The organism is Staphylococcus sp. HMSC62A08 (assembly GCF_001839105.1).
GTDB classification, from domain to species: domain Bacteria; phylum Bacillota; class Bacilli; order Staphylococcales; family Staphylococcaceae; genus Staphylococcus; species Staphylococcus caprae.
The window spans coordinates 32058-48225 of sequence record NZ_KV840052.1 but is presented as its reverse complement, the minus strand read 5'-3'; the positions used below and the strand labels follow the sequence as shown (position 1 = coordinate 48225).

Genomic DNA, 16168 nt, shown 5'->3' with positions numbered 1-16168 from the left:
GGTTACTTATATGACAAGTTTACAAACATATTTTAATAGAAGTCAGTCGCTAGAACAGTACATTGAACAAATGAAAGACAACAAAGAGAATTTATTGTCAATTTACAAATCCTTTAGCCCCCCTACAGATGATGATCGTATAAAGCAATTACAACAAACAAATTATTCCAAGGTATTAGTCATCACTGAAGACTGGTGTGGAGATGCAATGATGAATCTCCCAATATTAAAACAAATCAGTGAAATATTAAACCTTGAAGTTAAATTTTTTCATAGAGATGATGACACAAATCTCATTGACCAATACCTAACTAACGGCAAATCAAGATCTATACCTATATTTGTATTTATGAATGATTCATATGAACAAATCACTGTATGGGGTCCAAGAGCTAAAGAAGTTCAAACATTCGTCACTGAGCTTAGAAATGATAAATTGCCAAGTAAAGACCACCCTGATTATGATGACAAAGTAAAAGAAACGCATCTATTAATTTCCAATAGATTTAAAACTGATTCTTCATTTTGGAAAGCAGTATATAACTCAATCATTACTAAACTTTTGTATAAATAGAAATACTGAGGCATGTGCCTCAGTATTATCTGATTAAATATCTCTTTTAGCAGCATATAGAATGTCAGCAATAAATAATACAACGATTGAAGCAATTGAAATAAACCATTGCCAATGTGAGAATTTAATGTCTTCTGTCATTTTCTCAGTTAAGTAAGTGAATGGGATATACTTAAATGATTTTTGGATATCGTCACCAATGTGCGGGATTAAACCTATGAAAGGTTGTACGAATGGGACGATAAGTAATAAGAAAATCCCTAAAGTAAAGATTACTGCTGGCTTTTCAATAATTAACGTTAGTAATAATAAGAATAGTCCAAAGAATAGGAAGAATATAAGGTAAAACCAAATATTATTTAAGAATTTATCTCCATCAACGTTTGAACCTTTAGTAAATGCTTGAATAATAATGATTACAAGATAATGAAGTAACGTAAATAAGAGAGAAATTAACACTATTGAAATTGTTTTAGCAATAATGTATCCAATTCTACTACTTACCTTACTCATGTATAACTGAATCGTACCTTGAGAGTAGTCTCTAGTGATAGTTTTGATGATAAATAATAATCCAGCGAATAAGAATAACCAGTTTGCTAATATGAATACCATATTATTATCTACTTGGTGAGTCTTAGCGAATGCAGCTTGCATACTTGCTTGGAAGACAGTCATTCCTATAACTAGTATCAATGCAAGGTATGTTAAAGGACTTTTCAAAATACTAATTAAATCATATTTGACTAGTTGTAAAATTCTCATTATTTATCACCTCTCTGATTAATATTAAAGTAAGTATCACGTAAAGAGCTTTTGCGTGTTTCAATATATTTTGGATAAACCTCTTTTTGAGATAATGATTTAAGTAGTGGTTTATAATCTTTTTGAGCTTTAATCATTATTTCACCAGCATCTTTTTGTGACTGTTGTACTTTATAATGTTCAGTTAGATATTCTAATGTTTTGTTGAAGTCTTCATTTTCGACAGTGATAATTGTAGTGTCTTCAGGGCCACCATCTTTCATGTTCACATCTTGAACAAAATGACCATCTCTTAGGAATATCGCTCTATCACAAATTAACTCAATATCTTCTAACTTATGACTAGAAATTAAAATTTTCATTTCTAATTGTTTTACTAAAGATTGAATTGTTTTTAATACATCGATTGAACCATCAGGATCCATGCCGTTAGTAGGTTCATCTAATATTAAATATCTTGGTTTATTCATAAGAGATACAGCTATTGCTAATTTTTGTTTCATACCCATTGAATATTTTTTTACTTTTTTCTTAATGTAAGGTCTCATACCAAAAGCATCGATAATATGATCTGAGTACTCTTTATCGAAACCTTTTCCTAATACTTGAGCAAAAAGTTTCAAATTATATAAGCCAGACTTATTATCATAAAGTTTAGGATGTTCAATTAAGAAACCTACATTTTCGTCTTTAGATAAATCTACTTTACCTTGATAATTGATGATATTACCATTCATAATTTTCATCAAAGTTGTCTTACCTACACCATTTTTACCTATAAGACCAACAATTTGACTGTTTGCAAAATCAAAGTTGACATCATCTATGACTGTATTTTGTCCATATTTTTTAGTAATACGTTCTAATTTCATAATAGACCTCCCTCTAGTGATTAGTTTTTAAATTTTTTTATTTGAATCACGTAATTAATAATTAAACAGATGATGCTTATCATCAATAATCCATAATTTAAAAAGTATGAATAAATAGTAGGGATATGACTATCATTTCGAGTAATATAATTAATCAAAATGAATATAGCAGAAAGAATAATCGGTAATACAATCATAATTCCGAATACATATCCTATATAAGGTACGTCCTTATTCTTTTGTTCTGTACTTTTTCTAAAAGCGATTGGAATAGAAAAGAAATTCGCTATTATAAATGAATATGTTGTTGAAAAAGATATCGAATCCGTTTTAATCGTATTCGTTTCATATCCATATAGACTAATGATTAAAGCACCAATCAAAGTTAATACTATGCAACTGATGTAATTGGCATTGAGTAAATCTTTTTTTGAAACTGGCAAACTACCAAAGAACAAGTAAGACTGTGAACCACCTAACCTGCGATTGATTCTAAATAGATGTCCAGCATCGACTAAACAAATAATCGTTAAAATGACACCCATCGGACCAGATATAACAGAAAAGACTAGATGGTGTTTATCAATTAAATGATAAAAAGGAAAGAATAGTAATAATAATCCATAAATTAAAAGTGTCCATCGTCGAAGTTTAATGTTTCTTATTAGAAGTTGTTTCATAAACTTTTCTCTCTTTGTTGATAATATTTAAAGTCTTTTTTCTTTTTATTTTTCTCTAAGTAAATCATTAATTCTTCGATTGTAGGATTTTTAATTTCTATTCTATTTCCAAATAACTCTTTAAACGTTTGATAGTGTTCAGTAAGGCCTATGTAGCCAGTTTTTCTTATTTCTTTATATATTAATAATTCCTCCAACTCTTGATCTAGGTCTTCATTGGAACCACTAATCACTTTATATTTCTCAAACAATTTATCTCTAGACTCATTGAAAATAATCTCTCCATCTCGTAGATAAACAATATAATCTGCTATTTTCTCTAAATCTGAAATAATATGTGTAGATAAAAACACTGTTTTATCATCATCAATCAATTCTTGTTGTATAATCTCAAGTAATTCATTCCTTACAAGAGGATCTAAACCAGATGTAGGTTCATCTAGAATGAATAGTTCTGCATGATGGCTAAATGCAACTGCTAATGATAACTTCATTTTCATTCCAGTTGAGAATGTTTTTATTTTCTTATTGTAAGGAAGTTGGAAAAACTGAAGATAATTAATAAATAATTCATGATCCCAATCTTTATAAAATGGTGCGACTATATTTTCTAACTTTTTAGCTGTCCATTTATCATTAAAATACGTCTCTGAATAAACAAAACCTATTTTATTTTTAATTTCAACAGGATCTGTCTTCATATTTTTTTCAAATACAGAAATTTGACCATTTTTAGATTGAATTAAATCCATAATTAAGCGAATAACTGTTGTTTTACCAGCGCCATTCCCACCTATAAAACCTGTTACAAAGCCCTTAGGAACTTCAAAGGAGATATCTTTTAACTGAAATTCGCTCGTTTGATAACTTACTTTTTTAAGCTCAATCGCGTTCATCAGTCTTCCTCCTCATAAATTAAAGTTAATATTTCTATCAATTCTTCTAAGGGCATCCCAATTGTTTTCGCCTCTTTAGACATTGTTTTCGCTAAATTCTCAATGACAAAGAATTGTTTCTCCTTAAGAATTGAATTATCTTGCTCCTTAACAAAGGTTCCTTTGCCTCTTATAGTAGTCACAAATCCATCCTTTTCTAAATCTTCGTAAGCTCGTTTAGTAGTAATTAAACTCACTTGCAAATCTTTAGCTAACTCACGCATTGATGGAAGGTGTTCGCCAGGAGCAACATAACCTTTTAAAATATTTTCTTTAATTTGTTGCTTAATTTGTTCATAAATGGGTTGTTCACTGTTGTTTTTCAAAATTAATTTCATTGATGTCCCTCTTTTCTTTCTGTATATACATAATATATACAATATACACAGATTTGTAAAGTATATATATCAAATTACTTACAAATAAGTGCTTTCTAATGAAAAATTGAGTATAAAGTATATACACAAAAAGGCTTAAGCGAAGTAAACACTTCACTTAAACCCATTTATTTCAATCAATTATTTCTTTCGACGATCATTACTTCTATTTAGAAAAGCACAAATCATAAACATGATTGCTGCAAGTAGAAGTTTAACCCCTTGCGATTCGTGTCCTGTTGCTTGTAAATAGTAACCTACTACAAAAAGCACAACCGCTAAACCTACTAATATTTTAGTTAAGTGCTTCATCATTTCACCTCAATACAATAAAAATTATATCAAATAAAAGTTTATCAATGAAGTTATCTAGAAGAATTTATTGCTTTAGGGTTTAATGTACCAATATAAAACAAGCCTTATATTATCGCTTTATAATTAGGATTAATAAAATATTGTTTGCTGTATATTTAGTGCAATGTTATAATTTAATTGTATCCACGAATTATACTACACAACCCCAGGTCTGGTACCAGCAGACTTGGGGTTTTTTGTGTTCGGTCATCTCTTGTCTTTCCATTTAATTTCTAACCATATTCGAAAGACAACAAGTACGCCACCTGTAATCAATGTTATTAAACCGTCTTGCCACCACGTCATTATACTACACCTCCCAAATTGATTAGTGTCATATAAGATGATGACCTAACAATATTCTAACATAAAAACAGAACGTATGTTCGATTACGATTAGAAATTTTTCTTTTTTCATTCTTTGTAAACAATACTTTATCTTTAACCAAATTAAAGATAATATATATATAAACACTTTATTAAAGAGAGGTTAGAAAATGACGAGCCCTTTAGCCGAAAATCTAAACAACGATTTAAAACAGTCAAGCCTAGAAGTATATGAGATGTTGTCTAACTTAGGAAAAGAAATGTTCTATCCTAAAGGCATCTTATCTCAATCTGCCGAAGCTAAAAGTACGAAATACAATGCAACAATCGGGATGGCAACTAATAATAACGGTAAAATGTATGCTAATTCATTAAATCATATGTTTAATGATTTAACTCCTGATGAAATTTTTCCATATGCACCACCTCAAGGTATCGAAGCATTGCGCGACTTATGGCAAGAGAAGATACTTAAAGAGAATCCTGATTTGACTATGGATGTTATCAGTCGTCCAATTGTAACTAATGCATTAACTCATGGCTTATCATTAGTTGCTGATTTATTTGTAAATCCAGATGATACGATTCTTTTACCTACTCATAATTGGGGTAACTATAAACTCGTATTTAATACTCGACATAATGCAAACATTCAAACATACCCTATTTTCGATGATGAGGGTCATTTTACAACAGATTCACTTGTTGAAACCTTACAAAACTACAATAAAGATAAGGTAGTTATGCTCTTAAATTATCCAAATAATCCAACAGGTTATACACCTAACGTTGAAGAAGTTAAAACAATCGTTAGTGCGATTCAAGACCTTGCTAATAAAGGTACAAAGGTCATTGCAGTTGTTGATGATGCATACTATGGTTTATTTTATGAAGATGTATACACGCAATCTATTTTCACTGCTTTAACTCAAGTGAATTCTAAAAATATTCTGCCTGTTCGTCTCGATGGTGCAACAAAAGAATTCTTTGCTTGGGGCTTCCGCGTTGGTTTCATGACTTTTGGTACTGAAAATGAAACTACAAAAAATGTTCTCGAAGCAAAAGTGAAAGGTCTAATTAGAAGTAATATTTCAAGTGGCCCACTACCTTCTCAAAGTGCAATTAAGCACGTGTTACAGCATCATGATCAATTTGATAAAGAAATCGACGATAATATACAAACACTTAAAGAACGTTATGAAATTACAAAAGAAGTTGTATATAGTGAACAGTATGCAGACTATTGGAAAGCATATGATTTCAACTCTGGATACTTCATGGCGTTAAAAGTTAATCACGTAAATCCTGAAAGCTTACGTAAACATTTAATTGATCACTACTCAATAGGTATTATTGCATTAAATGACACAGATATTCGTATTGCATTTAGCTGCGTTGAAAAAGAAGATATTCCACATGTATTTGAATCTATTGCCAAAGCAATTGATGATTTGAAATAAATGAAAGAAGAGTTACTCTCATTAAAGCGATTGAGAGTAACTCTTCTTTGTTCTTATATAGTATCTTTTTTCTTACGTGACTTACGAATTAATATCAAGCCGATTAACAATATACTAGATATTAATGTTCGATTTGTTTCCTTAGTCTCTCCCGTATCAGGTAAAGTTTTATTTGTTTTAGGTTTTGATTTTGTTTTTGATTTTTCTTTTCCTTTTTCAGAGATATGTGCTTTCGTTTTTACTTTTGAGGTGTTAGTTTTATTTTTTTCTTTATTTATTAATTTTTGAGGCATTTTAATATTAATTACCTTACTTCTATCACTATTACCTCTATATTCAACTGTAGATATTACACTACCTGCTTCAACCGTCTCACTACTTATTGTTACTTTACCTGTAATGGAATCAAGAGAAATACCATTTATGTTTTTATTTATAGACCAAAGGGCTTCTTTTTTATTTACAGTAATTTGAATCGCTTTTCCTTTTTTATCTATAATTTGAATTTCAACTTTTGTTGCTCCATCATTTGGTTTTACTGTAACCGTTGCTTCTTTTTCATTTGCACTCACAATTGGTGGCTCAGGTGTGGCTTCTTTTCGTGGCATTGTTACTTTGCTTGATTCACTAGCGTCGCTATTACCTTTTGTTTCACTCGCTGTTACTTCACTTTCTTGTTGTACCGCAGTGTAACTGATTGTGACTTCACCTGTGTTTGGATTGATGGAGATGCCTGGGACTTCTGTATCTAGGATCCAACTTGTCCCCTCTTTTGTAACAATAATTGCGCTTGCTTGCCCATCCTTATTTGTGTAATGAATTTCTAACTTTGTTGAGTCATCATTTGGAAGGATACTCACATTCGCTTGCGCTTCGTTAGCATTGACCGTTGGCGCTTCTGGCGTTGACTCTTTACGAGGCATTGTTACTTTACTTACTTCACTTTCGTCACTATTAGCTTTGGTTTCACTCGCTGTTATTTCACTTTCTGGTTGGACTGCTGAATAACTGATAGTTACTTCACCAGTGTTTGTGTCTAAAGTGATGCCTGATTCTTGTTTGTCTAATCTCCAAGTAGAACCCTCTTTAGTTGCGATTAATATACTTGCTTGTCCATCTTTATTAGTATAATGAACTTTTAATTTGTCAGATTCAACTGCAGGGACGATACTCACGCTTGCTTGCATTTCATTTGCACTAACAGTTGGCGGTTCAGGTGTTGACTCTTTGCGTGGCATAACTGTTTTACTTTCTCCACTTTCATCACTATTGCCTTTTGTTTCTGTTGCGATAATGTCACTTTCTGGTTGTGTTGCTTGATAACTTATTTCCACTTTACCTGTATTTGGTTCAATAGTGATTCCTTGAACCTCCTTATTTAGAGACCATTGATGATTGATTTTACTTGCTGTAATAGTACTAATTTGATCTTCTAAATCTAAGTATTTAATAACTACTTTAGTAGATTCGTCGTTAGGAATTACACTCACACTTGCTCGATCTTCATCAGTAACGATTGTTGGAGATGTTGGTGTTTGCTCTTTGCGTGGCATATTTACTTTACTTATTTGACTCGCATCGCTATTGCCATTGGTTTCACTTGCAGTTATTTCACTTTCTGGTTGAACTGCTGTATAGCTAATTGAAACTTCACCAGTGTTAGTGTCTAAAGTGATGCCTGGAACTTCTTTATCTAGGATCCAATTTTGTTCTTCTTTTGTTGCGATAACTGTAGTTGTTTGGCCTTCTTTATTTGTAAAATTAATTTCTAACTTTGTGGACTCACCGTTTGGAAGAATACTTACATTTGCTTGTGCTTCATTTGCATTTACAGTTGGCGCATCCGGCGTTGATTCTTTTCGTGGCATTGTTACTTTATTTAATCCACTTGAGTCACTATTACCTTTGGTTTCGCTCGCAGTTACTTCACTTTCCGCCTGAACTGCTGTATGGCTAATAATTACTTCTCCTGTGGTTGTGTCTAAAGTAATTCCTGGAACTTCTTTATCTATGCTCCAAATTGCTCCCTCTTTAGTTGTGATCGCTGTTTCCAGCTTGCCATCTTTATTTATGAATTGAACGATTACTTTTGTAGATTCATTGTTTGGAAGGATACTTACATTTGCTAAACTTAGATCAGCTTTAACAGTAGGTGCTGATGGCGTTGACTCTTTGCGTGGCATCGCTACTTTACTTACTTCACTTGCCTCACTGTTTCCTTTGGTTTCACTTGCAATTACTTCGCTTTCAGGTTGAACTGCTGTATAGCTAATTGTAACTTCACCAGTAGTTGGCTCTATAGTAATCCCCGGAACTTCTTTATCTAGATTCCAAATTCCCCCTTCTTTAGTAGCAGTAATTTTACTTGATTGGCCTTCTTTATTTTTAAAATTAATTTCTAACTTTGTGGACTCATCGTTTGGAAGGATACTTACATTAGTTTCTACATCATCAGTATTAACAGTAGGCGCCTCTGGCGTTGACTCTTTACGTGGCATCTTTACTTTGCTTAGTGCACTTGCGTCACTATTTCCTTTGATTTCACTTGCAGTTACTTCGCTTTCAGGTTGAACTGCTGTGTAACTGATTGTGAGTTCGCCAGTATTTTCATTGATAGTAATTCCCTCTTCTTGTTTATCAAGCCTCCATGCTGTTCCTTCTTTGTTAGCGTTAATCGAAATGATTTGGCCCTCTGTATTTGTATAATTAACGATCACTTTTGTAGAGTCATCATTTGGCACCACATTTACATTTGCTTGTTCTACATTAGCGCTAACAGTTGGCGGTTCAGGTGTATCTTCCTTTCGTGGCATAACTGTTTTACTTTCTCCACTTACATCACTATTGCCTTTTGTTTCTGTTGCGATAATGTCACTTTCTGGTTGTGTTGCTTGATAACTTATTTCCACTTTACCTGTATTTGGTTCAATAGTGATGCCTTGAACCTGTTTATTTAGAGACCATTGATGATTGATTTTACTTGCTGTAATTGAATTAATTTGATCTTCTAAATCTAAATATTTAATAACCATTTTTGTAGAGTCATCGCTCGGTGTAACAATCACACTTGCTTGTTCTTCATTAGTACTAATTGTTGGTGCTTGCGGTGTCGATTCTTTGCGTGGCATTTTTACTTTGATTTCCTGACTCGCATCGCTATTGCCTTTGGTTTCACTTGCTGTTACTTCACTTTCCGGTTGAACTGCTAAATGACTGATAGTTACTTGTCCTGAATTTGAATTTATAGAAATTCCTGATACATCTTTATCCAAACTCCAAGTTGTTCCCTCTTTTGTTGCAGTAACTGTGCTTGGTTGGCCGCCATTATTAATATATTGAACTACTACTTTTGTGGATCCATCGTTCGGTGCGATATTCACATCCGCTTGCGCTTCATTGGCATTTACAATTGGTGAAGCTGGTGTCTGCTCTTTACGTGGCATATTCACTTTGCTCTCTGGACTCACGTCACTATTACCTTTTGTTTCACTTGCTGTTACTTCACTTTCAGGGTGTACTGCTGAATAACTGATTGTAACGTCGCCTGAGTTTGCGTCAATAGTAATTCCAGTTTCTTGTTTATTTAGTGACCATGTTGAACCTGTTTTAGTCGCGATGATTTCGCCAGCTTGATTTTCTTTATTCTTATATTTAATGACAATTTTTGTGGATTCTCCAACAGGTATCACTGTCACGGTCGCATTGGTTTGATCAGCTTTGATTGTCGGTGCCCCTGGTGTCGTCTCTTTTCGTGGCATTGTTATTTCGCTTAGTTCACTATTATCGCTGTTTCCTGTCGTTTCTGTAGCAGTTACTAGACTCTCAGATTGAACTGCTGAATAACTGATTGTAATTTTGCCAGTATTTTCATTAATTGTAATACCTTGGACTTGTTTATCTAATGACCATGTAGCATTTGATTTAGTAGCTACGAGAGTATCATTTTCATTATTTGTATTATGATATGAAATATTCACTTTATCTGCTTCTAGTGCAGGGCTGATAGTTACGTTAGCCTCTTGATTATTAGCATTCACAATAGGTTTACTAGGTGTAGCCATCTTAAGTTCACCTTTTAACGTAACTAATTCATTAGTAACGGTATTAATCGTTGCTTGAGACGCTCTATTATCTAAAGCAACATTATTGTTATCTTCATTTATGATAGTACGTGCTTCTGCAATTTTTTCTTTAAGCGCATTCCATGATTGATTTATATAATTAGATTCTTTTAAATCACGAATATGAGCTTCAACTTCAGTCAATTTGGATTCTAAGTCAGTTTTATTCATTTTCAACGTGACTGTTTGAGTATTAACAGAATTGTTGCCTGTTTTTTGACTACCGTCACCACGGAAAGGCGCATTGGTCTTATATGATATTTGTCCATTTAAATCAACCAGTTTTGGTCGCATTGCCTCGAACTCTACTGTATAAGAAATATCTTTCGTATTACCACCGTGCATATTACTTATATTCAAAGTTAAAGTATTCGTATTCGCATTATAATTACCGTTAGCGCCATTCGCTGAAATAAATTTTGAGTTTGAAGGAAGTACAACTTTATAAGTTGTCTCTTTTGATTGAGTGTGACCTTTATTTTCAACAGTTAAGGATACTGTTGCGCGTGCTACATTAGAAGTAGGAGTAGAAGCCACGGCATCATAGTTCACTTGGTTAATTCTTGACACTACATATGCCCCCGTATTGGCTGTTACACGGCTTACCGTACCTCCATAATTATAATTAGGATTATCACCAAATCCATGCCCACTGTTCGACTCACGGGTAGTTAAAGCATTATTAATCGAAATAGGGAGGAAAGAAATACGTACTTGATTCATATTATCAGGAATATTAACCATAGCCTTAAGCCAACCAGTAGGAAAATTTTGCATCGCATCAAGACGTTTATCAAATAGTGTTTGCGTTCCCTCTACATTTGATATCTTTAATTTAGCTCCAGTTACCCCATCTGTAAAGGTAGGGCTCGTTGATATAAAGTTAATGACTAACTCTGATCCTGGTGTAACATCAATATCTTGATAAATACCCGCTACTCGAGGATCGAGTACTGAACGGTCCCATCCATTAGTTGTACGTGCTAAAACGACACCATAAGGATCTGTGTTATCACTCATAAAATTTGCATAGTCTTTAGCGGCTGGAGTAAAAAGTATAGGATATTCTGGATTAGGGTCCTTTGATAAACTATGCCAATGATCTACTCCTTTGACGATTGTTAATTTATTCGACCTCGTAGGTAAATTTCCTACTGATACTTGTCGAAAGTTTCCATTTTTAATCGAAGCATCCGTTTCATTTTTACTTAATGGATCTATGGAGGCTACTGTATTTGCTGCTGTATCTACTGCTCTAAAATATGAACCATGTGGTAAATGTTTAGGTTGACTATTTGTATTGATTCTAGTGCGTGGAGGTGTATGGATAGTTTCTTTATTTTGAGTTCTTTGGTTATCATTATTAGTTAAATCATTTGAATCCATTGTAGTTTTATTTCGTAATTTACCGGCACTATTTAAGAATTTATAATAAAATCGATTCACTTCTTGTTGCGTCATATTACTATTAAGTACACGTTCAGCTTCATTTACATCCGCTTCAAAAGCTTTAATAGATTCTTCTGTTTTGGGACTTAAATCAATTGCTTTATATTGTACAACAAGTTGGTTTAACTTACTCTTGTCTACAGAATTTTGCGTAGTAACTGGTTCAGGGTTCTTTTGTTCATTGTTCACATTATTTACTTTTGTAATAGGTGTAGATTCATTTGTTAAATCATTTGTTTGATTTAAGTTAGGCTGTGTTTGAATTTGAACGTTAGTTTCTTTACTGTCACTCACGACATCAGCTTTGGCAAAATGGGTGTTTGCCATCATAAAAAATGCAGCTACAGCTACACTTGCTGCTCCAAAACCTTGATATTTTCTAATAGAAAAACGAGTGATTGTGTTATCTAAGTTGTATATTCTATTGTTTTTCTTCATGTTGTTGTCTCCTTATGTCTCTAGTTGTATAATAGAAAATTTTCTATCCAGTTATAGCCTATTCTAAAAATTAAATAAAATATCTTATAATTTCTAAAACTTTAAGTTAAAATATAACACTTAGCCCGATTTTTTACAATTAGAAAATTGATAGTTTTGATGATTTTTTTGACGTAAATTAAAAGAGTACAAACAATAATGTCTGTACTCCAAAAATTTTATTCTTTTGTTCTATTTCTATATAATCCTAATAATCCTAAGCCAGCAAGTAACATTAATGCAGCAGGATTAAAACCAGTTTGTTCTACCCCAGTTTTTGGCAATTCATCTTTATCTTTTTGATCTGATTTTTCTTCACCTGTTTCATTCTCTGAATTGTTATGTCCTTTGACTTTCGTAGTAGCTTTTTTATTCTGGTTTTGCTCAGGATTTTTTGTTTTACCTGTAGGTTTCTTTGTCATCTCTTTTTTGAAAATGTGTTTTGTAATACCATCTTTTACAATTGTTTTTTCAAAAGTATAACCGTCAATTTGTCCAGGATTTCTATTATTAGCTGTAGTTTTACTATCTTCTACTGCATCTTTAAGAATGTTCCCATTTTCATCTACCCAAACTGTAACGTGTAGTAATGGTTTCTCTTCAGTAGTTTGGTTATTTTCATCTTCATTTGAGTTTAAATGAGTTTGTCCATTATTTTTAGCTTTTTGTTTATCTTTATTTTCTTCATCTTTTTTAGTGTTTGAAGTTGTTGTTTCTTCTTTCTTTGTTTCTGTAGGTTTCTTTTCTTCTTTTTTGTCACTAGGTGTTGCTTGTGTTTCTTCTTTGTTACTCTCTTGATTCTTATTTTGTGATTGAGTTGCAGTTGGTGTTTCTTCTTTTTTTGTTTCTATAGGTGTGTTTTGATTCGTGTTTGTAGCGTTTCCAGTGGATGGAGTAGTTTGGTTATTACTCACTTTTTTATAAATATACTTAGTAATACCATCTGACATTGTCATTCGTGTATATCTATAACCTGGAATTTTAACAGGTCCTCTCTCTGATTCTGGAGTTTTCGCATCTTCAACTGCATCCTTCAGAATATTGCCGTCTTCATCCAACCAGACTGTAACATGTAGAATTGGGACTTCGTAAAAACTGCTATAATCTTCTTCATCCTCATTAGTTGAAGTATCAGCAGGTTGTTGATTATTTGTATTTTGTTGATTACTCGCATTTTGAGTCGCAGGTGTTGTTTGTACTGTTTTATCACTCTTTTCAGTGGATGTTGTCGCTACCTTCTTATCTTGCGGTTGGTCACTATTATTTTGTTCAGCATGTGCGCTCGCATTTCCTGAAAATAGGTATAGAGCTAAAGTTAATGCGCTTGCGGTACCATAACCTAAATATTTTTTGCTGGATAATTGTTTTAATTTGTTTACATCTTTAGGTTTGTTGTCTTTCATTGTTGTTAAATCCTCCTAAAATTATTGAACAATAACGTTTTTAAAAATTGAAACGATAGTAAATATTATGAATTGATATATGCTCGTCTCACTAACATTATAGTTAAATTAATTATAATATATTATTTTAAATAAAAATACTCGTTTCGACATCGTTTTCAAAAAAATGATACAAAAAATCTCCCTTCAAAGGGAATTCATCACTTTGAAAGGAGCTAAACTTTAATCATTAATCATTGATTCAATTACATCATACCTGGCATGCCGCCCATACCTGCTTGATCGTTATTGTCTTTTTCAGGGATTGTAGCGACTACCGCTTCAGTTGTTAAGAACATTGCAGCAACACTTGCAGCGTGTTGTAATGCTGAACGAGTAACTTTCGTAGGGTCTACAATACCATCTTCTAGCATATTTACCCATTCATTTGTAGCAGCGTTGAAGCCTACACCAGCGTCTGCGTTTTTCAAGCGTTCTACAATAATTGAGCCTTCTAAGCCAGCATTTTCAGCAATTTGACGTACAGGAGCTTGAAGCGCTTTAAGTACGATATTTACGCCTGTTTCAACGTCGCCTTCTGCTTCGATTTCGCTTACCTTTTTATAAATATTAACTAAGGCAGTACCACCACCGGCAACAATACCTTCTTCAACTGCAGCTCGAGTAGAGTTAAGCGCATCTTCAATACGTAATTTACGTTCTTTAAGTTCAGTTTCACTTGCAGCACCTACTTTAATGACTGCAACACCACCGGCTAATTTAGCTAAACGCTCTTGTAATTTCTCTCTATCGAAGTCTGAATCAGTTTCTTCGATTTGAGCTTTGATTTGACGTACACGTGCGTCGATATTATTTTCATCACCATCGCCATCAACGACAGTTGTATTATCTTTAGTTACTTCAACTTTATTAGCTGAACCTAACATATCGATTGTTGCATCTTTTAATTCTAAGCCTAAATCGTCCGTAATCACTTGTGCACCTGTTAAAATAGCTAAATCTTCTAACATTGCTTTACGACGGTCACCAAAACCAGGTGCTTTAACTGCAACTGCTGCGAATGTGCCACGCATACGGTTTAAGACGATATTAGTTAATGCATCGCCTTCAACCTCATCAGCCACGATTAAAATCGGACGACTTGATTGAACCACTTGTTCTAATAAAGGAAGAATATCTTGGAATGATGAAATTTTCTTATCAGTTACTAGAATGTAAGGTCTTTCTAATTCAGCAATCATTTTGTCTGAATCTGTAACCATATATGGAGATTGGTAACTACGGTCAAATTGCATACCTTCAACAACTTCTAATTCAGTATTGAAGCCATTTGATTCTTCAATTGTAATAACTCCGTCATTACCTACTTTATCCATTGCCTCTGAGATATATTGACCGATTTCTTCATCTGCAGCTGAGATAGCACCTACTTGAGCAATTTCATTTTTATTTTCAACTTTTTGAGAAATATCATGAAGTGCTTCAACAGCAACTTTTACTGCTTTGTCGATGCCTTGTCTTAAACCAACTGGATTGGCACCGCTTGTCACGTTTTTCAAGCCTTCTTGAATCATAGATTGTGCTAAAACAGTCGCTGTAGTCGTACCGTCACCAGCGATTTCGTTCGTTTTATTAGCAACTTCTTGCACTAATTTTGCGCCCATATTTTCATAAGGGTCTTCTAATTCAATTTCTTTAGCAATTGTAACCCCATCGTTTGTAATTAATGGTGTTGTATATTCTTTATCTAATACTACATTGCGTCCTTTAGGACCAATCGTCACTTTTACAGCGTTTGCTAATTTATCTACACCTCTTAGCATCGCTTGACGCGCGTCTTCTGAGAATTTAAGATCTTTTGCCATATTTTATAATACCTCCAATTTTAGAAATTCTTTGATAGTCGTTTAATGTTTATAAATTTATTTTTAAAATTATTGAATTACTGCTAAAATATCTTCTTCATTTAAAACTAAGTAAGTATTGTCACCACGTTTAACTTCTGTACCTGCGTATTGTTGGAAAACGACAGTGTCACCTTCACTTACTTCAGGAGCAACTCGTGAACCATTGTCTAGTAAACGTCCTTGACCTACTGCGATGATTACACCTTCATTTGATTTTTCTTTAGCGCTATCTGTTAACACGATACCACTTTTAGTTGTTTGTTCTTGCTCTTTCTTTTCAATAATCACACGATTTCCTAATGGTTTAAGCATGATTGTTCCTCCTTTATTCGCATGTGATTTAGCACTTAGAATATTAGAGTGCTAACCTAATTTTTATATTAATCAAAGTTGGTCAACTTTTCAAGTGAAAAGGTAGCCGATTAAATTTTGTACATCACAATTATTTACGATAAAATAAACTATAC

The 16168-nt window shown here is 33.1% G+C and carries 13 protein-coding genes; 2 read left to right on the top strand and 11 right to left on the bottom strand.

Translation table 11 applies throughout. From position 1 onward, the window contains the following. The first annotated feature begins 10 nt into the window (after nucleotides 1–10). Entirely contained in the window at nucleotides 11–574 is a 564-nt protein-coding gene (locus tag HMPREF3264_RS10925; RefSeq protein WP_070873330.1) for a thioredoxin family protein, read from the top strand. 33 nt (nucleotides 575–607) lie between these two features. Here HMPREF3264_RS10925 and pmtD read toward each other — a convergent pair whose 3' ends face one another. The 7 genes from pmtD to HMPREF3264_RS13015 form a co-directional block, all read right to left on the bottom strand. Then, complete coding sequence (gene pmtD / locus HMPREF3264_RS10920; protein WP_070830489.1) at nucleotides 608–1339, bottom strand: phenol-soluble modulin export ABC transporter permease subunit PmtD; 732 nt, start codon at nucleotides 1337–1339, stop codon at nucleotides 608–610. After that, complete coding sequence (gene pmtC, locus HMPREF3264_RS10915; protein ID WP_002445398.1) at nucleotides 1339–2211, bottom strand: phenol-soluble modulin export ABC transporter ATP-binding protein PmtC; 873 nt, start codon at nucleotides 2209–2211, stop codon at nucleotides 1339–1341. The genes pmtD and pmtC overlap by 1 nt, the downstream gene beginning before the upstream one ends. Nucleotides 2212–2231: 20 nt before the next feature. Next, the gene (locus HMPREF3264_RS10910) at nucleotides 2232–2891 is read right to left on the bottom strand and encodes a phenol-soluble modulin export ABC transporter permease subunit PmtB (RefSeq protein WP_002445397.1); all 660 of its coding nucleotides are present in this window, start codon (nucleotides 2889–2891) and stop codon (nucleotides 2232–2234) included. Then, a complete protein-coding gene (locus HMPREF3264_RS10905; protein ID WP_070873329.1) occupies nucleotides 2888–3787 on the bottom strand; it encodes a phenol-soluble modulin export ABC transporter ATP-binding protein PmtA in 900 nt (299 codons plus the stop codon). Before HMPREF3264_RS10905 ends, HMPREF3264_RS10910 begins: the two co-directional genes overlap by 4 nt. Continuing rightward, a complete protein-coding gene (locus tag HMPREF3264_RS10900) occupies nucleotides 3787–4164 on the bottom strand; it encodes a PSM export ABC transporter transcriptional regulator PmtR (protein WP_002445393.1) in 378 nt (125 codons plus the stop codon). Before HMPREF3264_RS10900 ends, HMPREF3264_RS10905 begins: the two co-directional genes overlap by 1 nt. A 180-nt stretch (nucleotides 4165–4344) precedes the next feature. Next, entirely contained in the window at nucleotides 4345–4515 is a 171-nt protein-coding gene (locus tag HMPREF3264_RS12680; protein WP_141764493.1) for an SE1626 family protein, read from the bottom strand. A 249-nt stretch (nucleotides 4516–4764) separates the two neighbouring features. Then, nucleotides 4765–4863, bottom strand: a complete 99-nt coding sequence (locus tag HMPREF3264_RS13015) for a Trp-rich small protein (protein WP_002445390.1) — start codon at nucleotides 4861–4863, stop codon at nucleotides 4765–4767. A gap of 191 nt (nucleotides 4864–5054) precedes the next feature. Here HMPREF3264_RS13015 and HMPREF3264_RS10895 point away from each other — a divergent pair, with 191 nt between their 5' ends. After that, nucleotides 5055–6344, top strand: coding sequence for an aminotransferase class I/II-fold pyridoxal phosphate-dependent enzyme (locus tag HMPREF3264_RS10895; protein ID WP_070873328.1), 1290 nt, complete (start codon nucleotides 5055–5057; stop codon nucleotides 6342–6344). 53 nt (nucleotides 6345–6397) lie between these two features. Here the strand turns inward: HMPREF3264_RS10895 and HMPREF3264_RS10890 are convergent, their stop codons facing one another. The 4 genes from HMPREF3264_RS10890 to groES all read right to left on the bottom strand — a co-directional run bounded on the left by HMPREF3264_RS10890 (nucleotide 6398) and on the right by groES (nucleotide 16013). Then, entirely contained in the window at nucleotides 6398–12352 is a 5955-nt protein-coding gene (locus HMPREF3264_RS10890; RefSeq protein ID WP_070873327.1) for a SasC/FmtB family protein, read from the bottom strand. Nucleotides 12353–12570: 218 nt separating this feature from the next. Next, nucleotides 12571–13794, bottom strand: coding sequence for an LPXTG cell wall anchor domain-containing protein (locus HMPREF3264_RS10885; protein ID WP_070873326.1), 1224 nt, complete (start codon nucleotides 13792–13794; stop codon nucleotides 12571–12573). Nucleotides 13795–14039: 245 nt separating this feature from the next. Next, complete coding sequence (groL, locus tag HMPREF3264_RS10880) at nucleotides 14040–15659, bottom strand: chaperonin GroEL (RefSeq protein ID WP_070873325.1); 1620 nt, start codon at nucleotides 15657–15659, stop codon at nucleotides 14040–14042. 69 nt (nucleotides 15660–15728) lie between these two features. Next, complete coding sequence (gene groES, locus HMPREF3264_RS10875) at nucleotides 15729–16013, bottom strand: co-chaperone GroES (protein WP_044466866.1); 285 nt, start codon at nucleotides 16011–16013, stop codon at nucleotides 15729–15731. Nucleotides 16014–16168 lie beyond the last annotated feature (155 nt).

Excerpts from the sequence above, each read along its gene's own strand:
- HMPREF3264_RS10925 (WP_070873330.1), top strand. The coding sequence starts at position 11 with ATGACAAGTTTACAAACATATTTTAATAGAAGTCAGTCGCTAGAACAG.
- pmtD (WP_070830489.1), bottom strand. The coding sequence starts at position 1,339 with ATGAGAATTTTACAACTAGTCAAATATGATTTAATTAGTATTTTGAAA.
- pmtC (WP_002445398.1), bottom strand. The coding sequence starts at position 2,211 with ATGAAATTAGAACGTATTACTAAAAAATATGGACAAAATACAGTCATA.
- HMPREF3264_RS10910 (WP_002445397.1), bottom strand. The coding sequence starts at position 2,891 with ATGAAACAACTTCTAATAAGAAACATTAAACTTCGACGATGGACACTT.
- HMPREF3264_RS10905 (WP_070873329.1), bottom strand. The coding sequence starts at position 3,787 with ATGAACGCGATTGAGCTTAAAAAAGTAAGTTATCAAACGAGCGAATTT.
- HMPREF3264_RS10900 (WP_002445393.1), bottom strand. The coding sequence starts at position 4,164 with ATGAAATTAATTTTGAAAAACAACAGTGAACAACCCATTTATGAACAA.
- HMPREF3264_RS12680 (WP_141764493.1), bottom strand. The coding sequence starts at position 4,515 with ATGAAGCACTTAACTAAAATATTAGTAGGTTTAGCGGTTGTGCTTTTT.
- HMPREF3264_RS13015 (WP_002445390.1), bottom strand. The coding sequence starts at position 4,863 with ATGACGTGGTGGCAAGACGGTTTAATAACATTGATTACAGGTGGCGTA.
- HMPREF3264_RS10895 (WP_070873328.1), top strand. The coding sequence starts at position 5,055 with ATGACGAGCCCTTTAGCCGAAAATCTAAACAACGATTTAAAACAGTCA.
- HMPREF3264_RS10890 (WP_070873327.1), bottom strand. The coding sequence starts at position 12,352 with ATGAAGAAAAACAATAGAATATACAACTTAGATAACACAATCACTCGT.
- HMPREF3264_RS10885 (WP_070873326.1), bottom strand. The coding sequence starts at position 13,794 with ATGAAAGACAACAAACCTAAAGATGTAAACAAATTAAAACAATTATCC.
- groL (WP_070873325.1), bottom strand. The coding sequence starts at position 15,659 with ATGGCAAAAGATCTTAAATTCTCAGAAGACGCGCGTCAAGCGATGCTA.
- groES (WP_044466866.1), bottom strand. The coding sequence starts at position 16,013 with ATGCTTAAACCATTAGGAAATCGTGTGATTATTGAAAAGAAAGAGCAA.